The organism is Roseateles sp. (assembly GCF_049240545.1).
Taxonomy (GTDB): Bacteria; Pseudomonadota; Gammaproteobacteria; order Burkholderiales; family Burkholderiaceae_C; genus Paucibacter_A.
The window spans coordinates 1-15225 of the sequence record NZ_JBMLSK010000386.1; the positions used below are offsets into that span (position 1 = coordinate 1).

Below are 15225 nucleotides of genomic sequence, written 5' to 3' on the forward strand. Positions count from 1 at the left end.
TGATCCAAGCATGGTGGGGACGATCAGCGCTTGCCAAAAACCATAGAACCTCACTGCACTCACTTCGCTCGTTTCGTTCAAACATGCGGCGCCAAGTCAGATGTTGAAGCGCGCTGCGCGCGCGCCTCCAAGCAGCCCCTCGCAAATCGCCCAGCAACGGCCCGAGCTGCCGTGCGCTTGCATCGCGAACGCCCTGCGTCACCCACCGTCGCAAACGCCCGCTTCGATTTGACTCGGCCCGCGCGCCATGAGCACGGCGGCGGGCCGAGTCAAAGCGCGAGGCAGAGCCTCAACCGGAAGTCCACTGCGGGCTCCGGCTGCTCTCATTCAGGGCGAGCGTGGGCAGGCGGAGGCTCGGCCAGCCAGTAGTCCAACTCGCCGCGCCCAATGCCCAGGTCTGCCAATTCGCGGGATTCGAGGCCTTGGAGTTCTGCCCGCAGTTGCACTTCGCGGCGGCGCCGCTGCATCGCCAGGCTCCAAGCGCTGAACCCTCGTGAGATCAGTTGATAGGCCGAGGCGAGGAGAGAGTCGCCAGGCTGAGGGGAGGTCAATTGGGCGGGTGTGTTGGCTTGCATGATGGGGCTCCGTGGGTGTGAGCTGCATCTTCCGATTCGGTGTATCGTTTGAAAAGTTGAATCATCTGAATAGTCAATTCAGAAAACCTGATGCGATCTTTGAATCTGGACCAAGTACGCACCCTGGTGGCGATTGCCGATCTGGGCACCTTTGCCGCCGCGGCGCAGGCGCTGCATCTGGCCCCGCCAACGGTCAGCTTGCACATCAGCGAACTGGAGTCGCGCCTGGGTGCTCCACTGCTGCTGCGCGGCAAACGCGGGGTGGAGCTGACTTCGGCCGGGCAGGCCCTGGTCGGGCGGGGTCGGGCCTTGTTGCGCGATGCGCAAGCGGCCACCGAATTGGTCAGCCGGCATGCGCAGGGTCTGGCGGGCAAGGTGCGGCTGGCGGCTCAGACCGGGGTCTTGGTTTACCTCTTGCCGGAGGTTTTGCAGCGCCTGAAGCAAACGCATCCGGACATTGAGGTGGAGGTGTCGGTGCTGGGCACGCATCACACTCTGGAGGCTTTGCGCGAAGGTCGGCAAGACTTGGGCGTGGTGACCCTGCCATTGCCGGCTGAATTCGGCGACCTGCACCGCGAAGCCTGGCGCAGCGATCCGGTGCTAGCGTATCTGCCTGCGCATTGGGAGGCGCCGGAGGAGGTCACGCCCGAGTGGTTGGCCGACAAATGCTTGATCATGAACGAGAGCGGCACGCAGATGTACCGCCACACCATGGCCTGGTTTGCGCAAGCCGGCTTCAGCCCGGTGACCGGCATAGAACTCAACTACACCGAGGCGATGAAGAGCATGGTGGCGGCGGGTTATGGCGCGACCATCATGCCGCAGGAGAGTGACAGCACCCCGCATGTCTTGGCCTTGCATGAACGCATGCAGTTGCGTCCGCTGAATCCGCCAATGACGCGTGAGTCGGTGCTGGTGCATGCTCGGCCCGAGGTGCTGCCGCCTGGGGCATTGCAGGTCTTGGCGGCGCTCAGGGCCGTGGCCCACAGGCCGGAGGCCACCCGCTAACGGAAAAATCAGACGGCGCGCGGAAAGCTCACGCTCACATTCAAGCCCAGCCCCTCAGCCCCTTCGCTCAAACGCACTTGCGCCCCGTGCTGAGCGGCGGCCCGTTCGACGATGGCCAGCCCCAAGCCGCTGCCGGATTGGCTCTGGTCGGGCAGGCGGAAAAAGCGCTCGAACACCTTGTGACGCATGTCGGCAGGGATGCCTGGCCCTTGGTCCTTGACCGTCAAGTCAATGTGATCCTCATGGCGCTCAATGCCGACGCGCACCAGGCTGCCCGGCGGGGAGTACTTGACGGCGTTGTCGACCAGGTTGTCGACGAGCGCGCCGATGCTTTCCCGGTTCATCATCAGCTCGCAGCTTTCGGGGGCCTCCAACTCCACTTCAATGCCGCGCTGCAGGGCCAGCTGGCTGCTGAGCACGATGCGGTCGCGCACCAGCGCCACCAAGTCATGCCAGCGCAGCTCAATCGCCTCATGATCCGCCCCGGAGCGGGCCAGAGCCAGCAGCTGGTGCACCGTATGGGTGGCGCGGCGCACGCCTTCGTTCATGCGCTGCAGCGCTTCGCGGCGACGCTCGGCTTCCTTGGGGCGCGGCGCGGCATCCTGCAGGGACTCCGCATTCAGCTGGATCACCGCCAGCGGCGTTTTCATCTCATGGGCAGCATCGAGCAGGAATTCGCGCTCTCGCTCGAGCCGCTCTTGCAGGCGGCTCATCAAGCCGTTCACCGAGTCCACCACCGGGGCCAGTTCCTTGAAGGGGCTGGCCGGCAAGAGCGACAAGTCTTTGGCCGAGCGCTGCGAGATGTCTTGGCCAATGCGCCGCAAGGGTGCGAATCCGGCCCGCAGCAAGAGCCAGGCCACGATCAGCATGATGGGCAGGCTGTAGAACAAGGGGCGGGCGTAATAGATCAGGCCTTGGGCGCTGAAGTGCCAGTCGCCCGGTACCTCTTGCCAGCGCCGCACCACGATGCCCTGTTCGGGCGCGCGGGCCTCCACATACAGCCAAGTCGCATCGCTTTCAAAGCGCTGCTCATCGGGGGTCAAACGGTCGCCCAATTCGGGCGGGCCTTGGCGGTACAGCATGCGATCGCCCTGCCAGACCTGCAGCGCAATCACGGGAGGCTCGTAGCCAATTTCCATCCATTCCTGCTCGCGCAGATGTTCCTGCTCGGCCAAGCCGCGCTGCAAGAGTTCAGGCTCTTGGTCCCAGCGTGCACTCCAGAGCAGCGCCTGCTGCTTGGCCTGCTCGGCCCACATCTTGTTAGCCGCTTGGCCGTTGCGGGTGTTGACGATGCTGACTTCGCGGAACTCGCGCACCATCAAGACGCACCAGATCGTCGCCACTACCATGAAGAAGCTGCCGAAGGTGCGACCAAACAGCGAGGCGGTGCTCTTCGTTGCGGGCGCCAGGGGGGCTGCTGGCGCGCTGGGTGGTGGGCTGGACATCAGGCGCGTTCGAGCACGAAACCGACGCCGCGCACGGTGCGGACATAGCCCTCGCCGATCTTCTTGCGGAGATTGAAGATGTGCACATCAAGGGCATGGCTGTCGGCGTTGGGCAGGGCACGCGCTTCGAGCTCGCGACGGGTGACCACGCGATCGGGCAGCTTCAACAGCGCCAGCAAAATCGCAAACTCGGTTTTGGAGAGGTTGATGGTCGTGCCGTTGCGGCTCACCGTCATGCGCCGCTCGTCGAGCTTCAGGTCTTTGACCAGCCACTCCTGCGATTCGCCATCCCCGCCCAAGCCCATTAGACCGGAGCGCCGGGCCACCGCACGCAGCCGCGCCAGCAGCTCCGGCCCGGCAAAGGGTTTGACGAGATAGTCGTCGGCGCCGCTGTCCAGACCGTGCAGACGATCTTCAATACCACTTCGAGCCGTGATCACCAAAATCGGCAACTGTTTGTTGGCTTGGCGCGCCGAACGCAGCAAATCCAAACCGTTGCCGTCGGGCAAGCCCAGGTCCAGCACCAAAGCGTCAAAGCCTTTTTGATCCAGCCAAAAGCGCGCTTCGGTGATGCGGCGCACCCAGACGACCTCGTGGCCGCCGTCCTGCAACAGGGCTTGCAGGCTGTGGCCCAGTTCGAGATCGTCTTCTACCAAGCAGATTTTCATCAGGACGACTCTACCAACTGGCCGCCCCGCCTTGCCCCGGCGTGCTGTTGTGTAAATGCAATCTTAAGAAAGCACTGATCTTTTGCTGAACATTCAGCAGCGATAGTTGCCTCAGTCCAATAACGTACCAGTGGCCAAGGCGGATCTCAAGCGCAAGGCCGCGCCCTCAACGAGGTGGAAAGTACAAGCCATGAAGCCAGAGACAGGATGGAGCTCCTTGATTCGCGCGGGTCTATTGACCACCGGCCTGTTGGGCGCAGTGCAGTTCGGATTGCTGATGGTGAGCAGGCCGGCCCAGGCGCAGGTCACAGAGTCGGCCCGCAAGGCACTCGCCCAGCCTGCAACTGCCGGGCAGTTCTTGCCGAGCTTGGCCGAGTTTGATCGCCTGTTTCCCCATCGTTTGCCCTTCTACACCTACCAGGGCTTTGTGGAGGCGGTGACGGCCTTCCCCGCTTTTGCGGCCAGTGGCGATGCGACCCTGAGGCGCCAGGAGATGGCTGCCTTTTTGGCCAATATTGCCCATGAGTCCGATGAGTTGAAGGCGGTGCGCGAATACAACCAGGCCAACTACGACAAGTACTGCAGCACCGAGAACGGCCTGCAATGCGCGCCGGGTCAGCAGTACTACGGGCGCGGGCCCATCCAGCTGTCGTGGAACTTCCAGTACTTGGCCGCGGGGCAAGCCATCGGCCTGGATCTGTGGGCCGACCCTGACCGGGTCGCGCGCGACCCCAAGGTGGCTTGGCAAACCGCCATTTGGTACTGGATGAATCAGAACGGCCCCAACACCATGCCGGCCCATCAAGCCATGGTCCAGGGGCACGGCCTGGGCGGCACCATTCGCTCGATCAATGGCGTGCTGGAGTGCGACCAGCCCGCCAGCAATGCTCATGCGGCCAAGCAACTGGCTCGCCGAGCCATGTTTTACCGCCAAGCGGTCGGCCTCTTCGGTGTCCCGCCGGGAGGCAAGCTGGGCTGCTGAGCCCGTTTTTTTGTTCCCCTTCGATCCTAATTTCAAGAAAGAGACAAACGATATGAGGAAAGACGTCAAGAAGTTCCTGCCCACCGCCGTGCGCCTGGCGGTTTGTGCATCGCTGGGCATGAGCCTGCCCGTCTGGGCTCAGCAAACGGCAGCGGAGAAAACCGTCGACAAGAGCGAACTGCCCACTGTGACGGTGACCGCCACGCGGGTGAATTCCACCTTGCTGAAGACGCCGGTGGCCGTCTCGGCGCTGAAGGGCGACGACCTGGTGCGCGACAACGTCAAGGAGTTGTTGGACCTGAGCGGCAGCATCCCTAACGTGCAGTTCGGTTTGTCGAACGGCGACTCGGGCGTGCAGGTCTCGATCCGCGGCGTGACCTCGACCAACTTCACCGAGATCGGTGACCCGGCTGTAGGCATCCACATCGACGGCATGTATTCGCCGCGCCCCCAGGGTTCGCTGGCGCTGATGTTCGACCTGGATCAGCTGGAAGTCTTGCGCGGCGCGCAAGGCACGCTGTTCGGGCGAAACTCCACCGCCGGCGTCATCAACATCCTGACCGCCAAGCCCGACTTCAAGGACAACTACGGCTGGACTTCGCTGCAGCTGGGCAATTACAACGCCAAGCAGGTGCGCAGCGTCTACAACTTGGCACTCGGCGACAACTTTGCGCTGCGTGCCGCCGTGATGGTGGACAAACGTGACGGCTATATCAAGCAGGTTCAAGACCTGACCGATCGCGGCATCAAAAAGCCTGATGGCACCTTCTCGCCCGATGGCAAGCCCGATGTGGATCAGCGTCTGAACCGCAAGCTCGACCCGTCCGAGTACTACAGCAACTCCGACCAATGGGGCGGCCGCCTGACCGCACGCTGGGCCGCGACCAAGGACCTGGAATGGACCGGTGCGTTTGAGCACTACAAGAACAATGGCGCCGGCGAAGTGGGCTTGAAGGACTGCAAGATGGCCGCCGGCACCCGCTTTGCTTGCGGCCCCGAAGGTCAGTGGTTTGCCAAGATCAATGTGCCAGGCAAGATCGACATGACGATCGACACCTTCCGCAACAGCTTCACCTGGAAGCTCAGCGACAGCACCGAGCTGGGCTACAAGGTGGCGTATGCGGTGCAAAAGCGTTACCAGCAGCATGACGACGACGGCGGCCAGAACTGGTTGGCCGACGATGTGGGCAAGATGGAGTCCTGGGGCAACTGGGGCAACCAGCATGCAATCGACTGGGCCAGCTACACGCTCAGCTCCACCTACAAATCCTTGGTCAATGAACTGCAAATCAAGCAGAGCTTCAGCAAGTGGCGCTATGTGGCGGGCTTGTTTGCCCTGGGTGAAAAGAACGCGATTGACTTCGCCCAAGACAATTTGATCGCTGCGCCTTATGCCATGCCGCAAGGGCAGTTTTACAACCAGGGCGACCGCCAAGTCGATTCCAAGGCCATCTTTGCGCAGGCTGACTTTGCCTTGGCCGACAAGCTGACCGCCACCGCTGGCGTGCGCTTCAGCCGCGACAGCCGCACCGACAACGGCGGCGTCAGTGCGGGTCTGTGGAGTGCCGAAACCCCCTGGTACTACAACGGCAAGTTCACCCCCGTCGCACCGGGTACCGGCACGCCGCACAACGGCACCGACCTGACCAAGGACATGGGCCCCTTCGCCGGTGTTGGCGTCTACCCCTCGCCGGTGGTCAACTCACACAGCGCCAAGTGGCAAAAGACCACGTACCGCCTGGGCTTGCAGTACGACCTTTCGGCCACGCAGATGGTGTTTGGCTCCTGGGCCACGGGCTACCGGCCCGGCGGCTTTGGTGACAAGTACGACACCTGCGGCGGCGGCACCTGCACCGATGGCAGCACGAAGAAGTACAGCTTCCTGGAATACAACCCCGAGTTGACCAGCAATATCGAGCTGGGCTACAAGGGCCGGCACTTCGGCAACAAGCTGGAGGTCAGTGCGGTCTACTTCCATACCGACTACAAAGACATGCATGCCACCGGCATGAATGCGGTCGGCCAGCGCAAGTTGCGGGTCGGCGAGACCTGCCCGGATTGGAACCCGGCCTGCGATGTGGTCACAGCCTGGAAGACCGAGAACATCGGCAATGCGCTGATCCAAGGTCTAGAGCTGGAATTCAAGTCCAAGCTTTGGGCGGGCGGCAATCTGTCGGGCTATCTGTCGGTGCTGGACTCCAAGGTCAAGTCCTACCCCACTTACGATGACAACTGGATCTGCGGCTATCGCGCCGAGTTCAAGGCCGAGCCTTGCGCGCCCCTGTATCTGGGCGATGACCCGACTAAGCGGGGTCGCGCCATCCGCGATGTGACCGGCAATCAGTTGCCGAATGCCCCCAAGTACTCGTTCGCGCTGAACTACGGCCATGACTTCGACATCGGCGGCGGACTGCGCCTGTCGCCCTCGGTGGGCATGCGCTATCAGAGCCGCATGTACTTCAGCGTCCGCAACCTCGACAACCCACATATCGGCGACTACCAGGATTCATACACAAACTGGAATGCCTCGGTCAAGCTCGCCGGTGGCAATGACAAATGGGATGTCGAGCTCTGGGGTACCAACCTGAGCAATAACGTCGTCAAGAACTGGATGGGTCAAGGCAATGCCGGCGGTTACACCTTCAACAGCTACAACCCGCCTCGCATGGTCGGTTTGCGTGCGACCTTGAACTACTGATCGACGGCGTTTCTTCGCCCTCGGGGCGCCCTCGGCTGTGGCTGGCGGGCGCCTTTTTTGTGTACTTCCTTCCTGCAGGAGTTCCCTATGAATGGAGCATGTTTTGGCAAGCAGGACTGAACCCGGGCTGAGCGCTGCCCACTGGACCCTGCCGGCCGTGCGCAGCGGGCGCATCTTGTCCATAGACGCGATGCGCGCCCTGACCGTGTTGGTGATGGTGATGGTCAACGAGTGGTCTGCCGTTGCGGGGCTGCCCCAATGGATGGGCCACATGCCGGCCGATGTGGACGCGATGACTTTTGTCGACGCGGTGTTGCCGTCCTTTCTTTTCATTGTTGGCATGTCGATTCCCTTTGCCTTGCAGCAGCGTTTCAAAGCGGGGGACAGCGGCTGGCAGGTACAGGGTCATGTCTTGCTTCGCGCCGCCGGTTTGGTGTTGATCGGCTTCTTCATGGTCAATGGCGGGGGCGGCTTTCATGCGCCTTCGATGGTTTTGCCTGTCGAGCTGTGGAATCTGCTGTGCTACGCCGCGGCCTTCTTGCTCTGGGGCTCGCTGACCGGGGGCGCGAATTTGGCGTTGCCTTGGCGTGTGGGCGGCTTGCTCTTGTTTGCGGCTCTGGCCTGGATGTACCGTGGCGGTGCGGATGGGCAGGGTGGCATGACGCCGCAGTGGTGGGGCATCCTGGGCCTGATCGGTTGGGCCTACCTGATCGCCTGCCTGGCCTACCAGGCCGTGCGTGGCCATAAGCTGGGTTTGCTGGCCTGCATTGCGGCTTGCACGGCTTACTTCGTGGCGTTGCGACTCCCCGGTGTGGCGGCAAGCCCGGCGCTGAGTGGTTTCTTCAGTGCGGACGGGCATTTTGTGCACGCCTCCATTGCTTTGTGTGGCGCCTTGACCTCGATGATTTTCTTTGATGAGAGTCAGTCCTTGTCGCGTCGCCGCCGCTTTGCCTGGGCGCTGGGTTTGGCCCTGCTGCTGGCGCTGGCGGCCGCTGCGCTGCGGCCGGAGTTCAAAATTTCCAAGATCTATGCCACGCCGAGTTGGGCGCTCTACAGTGCGGCGGCGAGTGTCTTGATCTTCGCCATGCTCTACCAGTGGATGGATGTGATGGGGCGGCCGCTCTTGACCGCCTTGCTGGCGCCGGTGGCGGCCAATCCCTTGTTGGCCTACCTCCTTCCCTTTGTGATTGGCTTGCTGATGCAGCTGTTTGCTTGGCAATGGCCCTTGATGCTGCGCAGCGGCGGTATCGGGATCCTGTTTGGTGCGGCTTACTCGGTCTTGATCTCCTTGTTGGTCAAGCAGCTGGCCAGCCGAGGGGTCCGCCTGAGCATCTGAGGGCGGCTGGCCTTGTTGACGTCGATGAGGCGACGCGCCAAGGCTGAATGCGTGCGCGCTTGATGCCGGATTCAGCGGCGGTCTTGACGCAGGCTTAAGCCAATCTTGCGTAAACGCTGAGACAGGGGCGGCGATAGTCCGGGCAGACCAGCAGTGCCGCTGACGCCGGTGCTGGCGGCATTGCTTGCGAAATGGGCGCGGCTTCTCCGCAGCGCGCCACGCGACCCCTCATCGATCTCTTCAGCCATGGACACTCTCGCCCATCATCCGCCCCCGGTTCGACGCATGAAGGCTGCGCCGCCGGAAGGCCTCGGCCCAAGGCATTGGCGGCGGGTACGCCAACCGCTGTACATGAACTTGGCGCAGCAGTTGCGCGAGGGCCTGCGCCTCGGTCGGTGGCAGCCCCGCGAGGCCTTGCCTTCGGAACGGGATTTGGCCGAGTTGCTGGAGGTGTCGCGAGAAACCGCGCGCAAAGCCCTGGACTTGCTGTGTGAGCGCGGTCTGTTGATGCGGGTGCAGGGCTTGGGTACGTTTGCGCGGCCCTCGGCGGGCTGGCAAAGGCCAGCGGCAGCCGAGCGTCCGGACTTCGCTATGGCGGACGAGCCGATGCAAGGCCTTGCCAAGGGCCAGGCCGTCCAGAGTCTGGGCTGCCGGTTGCGCGCCGCCGATGCGAGCGAAGCTCGACTCTTGGGCCTCGCCGCCGGGGGGGCGGTCTGGCATGGCTTGAGTCTGGCCGGGTCGAACGATGGGGCGCCCGAGTTGCTCAGTCGCATCCAGCGCGGCGACAGACCGCCGCTATTGCCGGATCCGGCGGCGCTGATCGAGCCTTCCGAGCTGGGGCAGTCGAAAGGGGCTTTCCAACTGCAGTTGCATCGGGTCGAAGCCTTGGCTGCCAATGCACAGCAAGCGCATTACCTGGGCATGCACTCGGGAGAGGCGTTGCTGCGTATCAGCCATGTCTTGCTATCGCCGGAGGGGCTGGTGCTGGAGTTGAGACATCGGGACTGTAAGGGTGCCGAGGCTCACTTCTCCGTTCAGGCCTCGATGGGCAAGCGCTTGATCGCCGGCGCAAACCTCGCCTATTGAAGGCTTGACCTGGCCCGGCCTGCGGGCATGATGGTGGCATCGATCATGCGCTCTTGGTGGACACCTTATGCCCAGCTCTCAGCCGCCCCCGATCCTGCCCCTTGCTCCAGCGAGTGCCTCGGCAAGCGCTGCAGTGCAGGTCCGGCGCATGCACCAGTCGCTGCTGTGGCCGCTGCGCCTGATGCCGGTTGGCGACGCGCCGGGCGCGCCTCGTCGGCCTTGGGAGCTGCTGCCCCCGCTCGGCGAGGCCAGCCCGTGGCAAGAGCTGGTGGATGAATACACCGGAGACGCGGCGCGCTTTCATGAACGGCACTACCAGGAGTTTGTGACCTTCTTGCCCTTTGTGCAGCGCTTTCTTTATGGCGATGGACGCCGCTCTGGGGCCAAGGGCGATGCCAGCGCTGAGTCGGGCATGAAGGTGTTTCGCCGCCATGACTTGAAGCAGTTGCGGGTGTGTTGCCGGGCCGGCGATGTGCCGCTGGTTTTGGACGTCATGCATGTCGATCTGTATTTCTTCTTTGACATCGACGTGGTGCTGCTGAATCTCGAGGTCAGTGCCAGTGATCTGAGCCTGCATCAGGCCCAAGACCTGCTTTACCGACTGGGGCGAGCCTATCCGTCCGGCTGGGACGCGGCAGGCTTGCCGCTGCACAGCTTGGCCAGTGCCGAGTGGTTGGATGGTGAAGGGCGAGTCTTGGCCGCCTCCGATTCGCTGGAGCGTGAACGTTACATTGCCCATGTGCATGAGCACCGCGCGCCGCGCATTGCCGAGCACTGGGCCTTTCTGCTGCGCCCTTTGGTGGTCGACTATTCCGACGAGCCGGGCCCCTTGCGCTACCGCCAGATCGAGTACTACCGCATGCCGGTGATGGCTTATTTGGCGCTGGACGAGCCCAAGGCCCTGTCGCGCAGCGACTTTGTGCGCCTGGGCCTGGTGACGGCGCCGGCCGGTGTGTCCGACAGCGGTGGCCTGCCTTTTGGCGATCAGCATCTGCAGGACTTCGAGGCCAAGTTTTGCTATGACCGCTTTTGGAGCGATGTCGGCCCCGCGCCGAATACACGTTATCTGTGCAGCGGCCACTCGCTGGTGGTGGTGGGGCGAGCCGATGCCAGCTATTTCAGTTGCCGCGACCGGGGTGTGCTGGCGCAGTTTCGGCATCAGCATTTCCTGATCTTTTTGATCGCGCATTTTCAAAAGGCAGCGCTCTTGATGTTCTCCGACCGGCTGGTCGAGGCGCTGCGCCGGCTGAATGTGCAAGACGCTGAAAACGTGCGCCGATTCAAGCGCGCTATACGTTCCAGCTTTGAAGGCTTTTTGCGTTTCTCGCACCGCTACTGGTTCCATGAGGTGGCCGAGCAGGCGCAGTCGCGCGCGCTGTTCCGCATGTGTGCCAAGCATCTGGAGCTGGACGTCTTGTATGCCGAGGTCAAAGAGCGCATCAGCGATATGAGCAACTATCTGGAGACCGACAGCATCCGCCGCCAGGCCAATACGGTGGTGCGCCTGACGGTGGTGACCATTTTTGGCCTGGTCGGCACCATCACCACCGGCTTTTTGGGCATGAATCTGCTGGCCGAGGCAGACGCGCCCTGGAGCGAGCGTCTGCTCTACTTCATCGCCGTGTTTGCGGTCACGGTGGCGCTGACGGTTTTCACCATGGTCAAGTCCAAGCGGCTGTCGGACTTCTTGGACATCTTGTCCGATGAACGTGTGTCTGCCTGGACCAAGCTGCGCGCTTTTGCTGCCGTCTGGCGCCGTGGGCCGGACTGAAAGGCCAGGGGTGAGAAAATCGCCGATTGCTCACCCCAAGTTTGGCCCGCCCCATGTTCACCGATCTGATTCCCGATGCCGCCCCGCCGGTCTCCAAGACCGATGCCAGCGTGCGCTTTTTGCGCCTGCTGGAGACGGCGCTGGCCAATGGCACATTCAGCCGGCTGCTGCTGAGCAAGTACGTTGGGACCGAGGCGCAGCTGGAGCGGTTGACGCTGCGCGAGGTGAGCCTGCGCGGTGAGCGGCACTTGAGCTTTTTGTGGCGTTATCAAACCCGCGACATCACCAAGAATTTCCCCCTTGACGAGGCCTTGCAGCAGATCAGTGGCTTGCTGGGCGCCCAATTCCACAGCGCGCATTTGCAAACCCAGCAGGGCGAAGAGGTGCAGCTGGTGTTCAGCCGCAAGGGGCGACCCAGCTTGCGCATGGGCAAGGTGGCGCCGGCCGTGCAGCCGGCGGCCACGGACGCCGGGCATGACAAGGAAAAGCACCGTTACTTGGAGCTGAGCCGGCCTTTCTGGCTGGACCTGGGCGTGACGCATCAGGTGCGCAGCGCCGGGGAAGAGCGACCCCAGCTGGTGCCGGCCATGTCGCGCAAATGGAAGCAGATCAACAAGTTCATCGAGATTTTTGCCGCGGCGATGAAGAGTTCGGGCCTGGTCGACAGCCCCGATGTGCATGTGGCCGATTTCGGCTCCGGCAAGGGCTATCTGACCTTTGCCATGCATGACTGGCTGCGCAGCCAGGGCAAAGATGCGCAGGTCACCGGCGTGGAGTTGCGTGACGATATGGTCAAGCTCTGCGGCGCTGCCGCCGCCAAGCACCAGATGACCGGCTTGCGCTTTGACCAAGGCGATGTGCGCAGCTACACGCCGCTGAGGCTGGACGTCATGATCGCCCTGCACGCCTGCGATATCGCCACCGACTACGCCATTCACTTTGGTCTGCGCGCAGGGGCCAAGGTCATCATGTGCTCGCCTTGCTGCCACAAGCAGCTTCGCCCGCAAATGCAAACGCCGACGCTCTTGCGCCCGCTGCTGCAACACGGCATTCACCTGGGCCAAGAGGCCGAGATGGTGACCGACGGCCTGCGCGCGCTCTTGCTGGAAGCCGAGGGCTATGACACCCAGGTCTTCGAGTTCGTGGCGCTGGAGCACACCAGCAAGAATAAGATGATTCTGGCCGTCAAGCGCAGCCAGCCGGTGTCGGCGGCGCGCCGGGCCGAGTTGCTGGCGCAAATCGACGAGATCAAGCGCTTCTACGGCATTCAGGAGCAGGCGCTGCAAGCCTTGTTGGCGGCCTGAGCGGCGCTGCCTGGCAAGGCACAATGCGGCGCAATCGTCTGCGGGCCTGCGCGTTTCAGCGCCAGACAAGCTCAATACCTTTTCTTCTTCTTCATGCGAGCGAAGTGATGGATGGATCTGCGCCTCAAGCGCTTGTGCGACTGCTGCTCTTGCTGGAACACCGGTGCTGATGAGGCGGTCGGGCGTTGAGGTGCGGCTCGAAGCCGGGCTGCAGGGGCAAACACGGCGGGTCAGCACGTCCCTGCTGGTCTCCTTGCTCGCCCATGCCTTGCTTTTGAGCCTGAGTTTCGGTGGCCAGGGCATGGGGCTGCCGGGTTTGGACCTGCCCTGGCAAGAGCGCCGTTTGGCGGCCGATGACATTCAGGTTCGGCTGCAGCCGGCGCCGCCCAAGACGCAGGAGGAGGCGGCCGCCCTGTCGGCCGTGGAACCAAGGGAGCCAACGGAGCCTGAGTCTGCGGCGCCGCCCGACTCGCCCGCCAGCGCAGCGGGTGGGTTCCAAATCGTCGAACTCAGTGAGGTCAAGTCTTTGCCCCGGGTCGCTCCAGCGCGTGTGGCGCTCGGCAAGACCGATCCTGTTTTGAGCTCGCCGTCGGCAGATCCAGTATCTGACCCGCGGCCTGATCCTCAGCCCGAGGCCCCGGAGGTCCCTGTAGTGCCCGCCGCGCCGGCCTTGCTGGCCCTGGATCAGCCGGAGCTGAATCGCTGGCGGGTGCCCAGCGCACCCCTCACTTCCGCCCCTGTACTGGCTGCTACAGCCAGCAGCCCGAGTGCCTCGATGCCGGATCTCCGTGCTGCCTATGCGCAGGTGTTGAGGGCGGAAAGAGAAGCTCAAGAGAAAGCGCAGGAGGAGGCTCAAAAGCTGGCGCGTGAACAAGCCGAACGCCTGGCCTTGCAGCTCAAACAAGAGCGCGCCGAGGCCGAACGGCGTGAGCAAGTGCTTCAGCAAGCCATGCGTGAAGCTGCGCAGCAAAAGCTGGAATTGGCGCGCCAGGAGGCGGCTCGCATAGAGGCAGCACGTCTCGAAGCCGCTCGAGTGGAGGCTGCCCGTCTCGAAGCTCTGCAACGTCAAGAAGCCGCCAAGCAAGCAGCATTGCGACAAGAGCAGGAACGTCAGGCGGCGGTTCGCCTTGAGGCGGCCCGATCAGAAGAAGCCCGCGCTCAGGCCGAGCGCGTGGAGTTGGCCCGGCAAGCGGCAGCCAAACAAGAACTCGAACGCGCCGAGGCGGCTCGCCAGGAGGCGGCCCGTCTGGCGGCCGTCAAGCAAGAGGCTGCACGTTTGGAAGCTGCGCGTGCCGAGGCGGCGCGTGTGGAAGCGGCCAAGGTCGAGGCCGCCCGCTTGGCCGCCGCGCAGCAGCAACAGCAACAACAAGAGGCTGCGCGTCAGGCCGCAGAGCGGCTAGAGGCTGCGCGGCAAGACGCCCTCCGGCAAGAAGCCGCAAAACAGGCGGCCGCTCGTCAAGAAGCAGCCCGCCAGGAAGCGGCAAGGCAGGAAGCGATCAAACAAGAGGCAGCCCGCCAAGAGGCCGCCCGTCAGGAAGCGGCTCGCCAAGAAAAGGCCAAGCAAGAAGCAGCCCGCGCGCAACTGGACGCCGAGCGCGCCGAGCAAGACGCCCGGCGCGAAGCGGCCCGCCGTGCCATGGGGCGGCAGCTGGACGAAGAAGCGGCCCGCCGGGACGCTGCAGCCGCTGCTGCAGCTCAACAGGCGCCGACGCGGCCCTTGGCGTCCGCGGATACGAAACCACCTCTGCCTTCGGCCAGCAGCCTGCGCCGCGGTCGCTTGTTTGGCCGCAGCGACCCGAATGCCGAGCTGATTCAGTACGCCGAGCTCTGGAGCCGCAAGCTTCAGCTGAACCAGACCTTCGACATGATCCGCGAGGCCGCCAAGAAACCGCACCGCACGCCCTTGGTGACGGTGGCGGTGCGCAGCGATGGTTCGGTGGAGTCGGTGACTTTTGTGCTGTCAAGCGGCGTGGCCGAGATCGACGAGTCCATCCGCCGCATCATTCAAAGCCAGGCGCCGTATCCGCCGTTCTCGCCGGCCCTGGCGCGTGAATTCGACGTCATCGAAATCCGTCGTAGCTGGGGTTTTGATACGGCAATCCGTTTGTATTGAGGGTCGGGCCTACTCAGGCTTAGTCAGGCCCAGAAGCGCAGCGCGGTGCAAGAAAAAAAGCCCCCGGCGGAACTGAGTCGGCCGGGGGCTGTCAAAAGCGCGTGACGCTGCCCTGGGGACATGGCCAGCTCGATGCTCAATGATCAGGGCTGACTTGTAGGGCTGCAGCGTGGAAGACGTAAACAACTGACTTGCGCTGGCAGCGCGTGGCGAGGCTTGCCGGTGAAGGCAGGCAGCCT

12 protein-coding genes are annotated in these 15225 nt (G+C 63.3%); 8 read left to right on the top strand and 4 right to left on the bottom strand.

The genetic code is table 11. The annotated features are described in order from the left end of the window. Positions 1-323 precede the first annotated feature (323 nt). Positions 324-575 (bottom strand): DUF1127 domain-containing protein, encoded by a 252-nt coding sequence (locus ACOVRJ_RS23040; RefSeq protein ID WP_422046158.1) that lies wholly within the window; start codon positions 573-575, stop codon positions 324-326. A gap of 90 nt (positions 576-665) precedes the next feature. Between ACOVRJ_RS23040 and ACOVRJ_RS23045 the strand changes: the two genes are divergently transcribed. Next, on the top strand, positions 666-1583 hold the full coding sequence (locus ACOVRJ_RS23045) for a LysR family transcriptional regulator (protein WP_422046159.1): 918 nt from the start codon (positions 666-668) through the stop codon (positions 1581-1583). A gap of 8 nt (positions 1584-1591) precedes the next feature. Here the strand turns inward: ACOVRJ_RS23045 and ACOVRJ_RS23050 are convergent, their stop codons facing one another. Together ACOVRJ_RS23050 and ACOVRJ_RS23055 are read right to left on the bottom strand one after the other, a co-directional pair. After that, the gene (locus tag ACOVRJ_RS23050) at positions 1592-3028 is read right to left on the bottom strand and encodes a sensor histidine kinase (RefSeq protein ID WP_422046160.1); all 1437 of its coding nucleotides are present in this window, start codon (positions 3026-3028) and stop codon (positions 1592-1594) included. After that, entirely contained in the window at positions 3028-3696 is a 669-nt protein-coding gene (locus ACOVRJ_RS23055; RefSeq protein ID WP_422046161.1) for a response regulator transcription factor, read from the bottom strand. The genes ACOVRJ_RS23050 and ACOVRJ_RS23055 overlap by 1 nt, the downstream gene beginning before the upstream one ends. A gap of 190 nt (positions 3697-3886) precedes the next feature. Between ACOVRJ_RS23055 and ACOVRJ_RS23060 the strand changes: the two genes are divergently transcribed. The 3 genes from ACOVRJ_RS23060 (at position 3887) to ACOVRJ_RS23070 (ending at position 8712) form a co-directional block, all read left to right on the top strand. Beyond that, complete coding sequence (locus ACOVRJ_RS23060) at positions 3887-4678, top strand: chitinase (RefSeq protein WP_422046162.1); 792 nt, start codon at positions 3887-3889, stop codon at positions 4676-4678. Positions 4679-4730: 52 nt separating this feature from the next. Then, positions 4731-7376 (top strand): TonB-dependent receptor, encoded by a 2646-nt coding sequence (locus ACOVRJ_RS23065; protein WP_422046163.1) that lies wholly within the window; start codon positions 4731-4733, stop codon positions 7374-7376. Positions 7377-7479: 103 nt separating this feature from the next. Next, entirely contained in the window at positions 7480-8712 is a 1233-nt protein-coding gene (locus tag ACOVRJ_RS23070) for a DUF5009 domain-containing protein (protein WP_422046164.1), read from the top strand. Between the two features lie 71 nt (positions 8713-8783). Here ACOVRJ_RS23070 and ACOVRJ_RS23075 read toward each other — a convergent pair whose 3' ends face one another. After that, the gene (locus tag ACOVRJ_RS23075; protein ID WP_422046165.1) at positions 8784-8960 is read right to left on the bottom strand and encodes a hypothetical protein; all 177 of its coding nucleotides are present in this window, start codon (positions 8958-8960) and stop codon (positions 8784-8786) included. Between ACOVRJ_RS23075 and ACOVRJ_RS23080 the strand changes: the two genes are divergently transcribed. The 4 genes from ACOVRJ_RS23080 to ACOVRJ_RS23095 all read left to right on the top strand — a co-directional run bounded on the left by ACOVRJ_RS23080 (position 8959) and on the right by ACOVRJ_RS23095 (position 14986). Then, positions 8959-9798: a GntR family transcriptional regulator gene (locus tag ACOVRJ_RS23080; RefSeq protein WP_422046166.1), complete on the top strand. Its 840-nt coding sequence runs from the start codon at positions 8959-8961 to the stop codon at positions 9796-9798. The genes ACOVRJ_RS23075 and ACOVRJ_RS23080 overlap by 2 nt on opposite strands. Positions 9799-9946: 148 nt before the next feature. Beyond that, positions 9947-11569 carry a hypothetical protein gene (locus ACOVRJ_RS23085; protein ID WP_422046167.1) on the top strand — a complete coding sequence of 541 codons (1623 nt, stop codon included), beginning with the start codon at positions 9947-9949 and terminating at the stop codon, positions 11567-11569. Positions 11570-11622: 53 nt separating this feature from the next. Beyond that, entirely contained in the window at positions 11623-12873 is a 1251-nt protein-coding gene (locus ACOVRJ_RS23090) for a class I SAM-dependent methyltransferase (RefSeq protein WP_422046168.1), read from the top strand. 169 nt (positions 12874-13042) lie between these two features. Further along, on the top strand, positions 13043-14986 hold the full coding sequence (locus ACOVRJ_RS23095; RefSeq protein WP_422046169.1) for a TonB C-terminal domain-containing protein: 1944 nt from the start codon (positions 13043-13045) through the stop codon (positions 14984-14986). Positions 14987-15225: the final 239 nt, after the last annotated feature.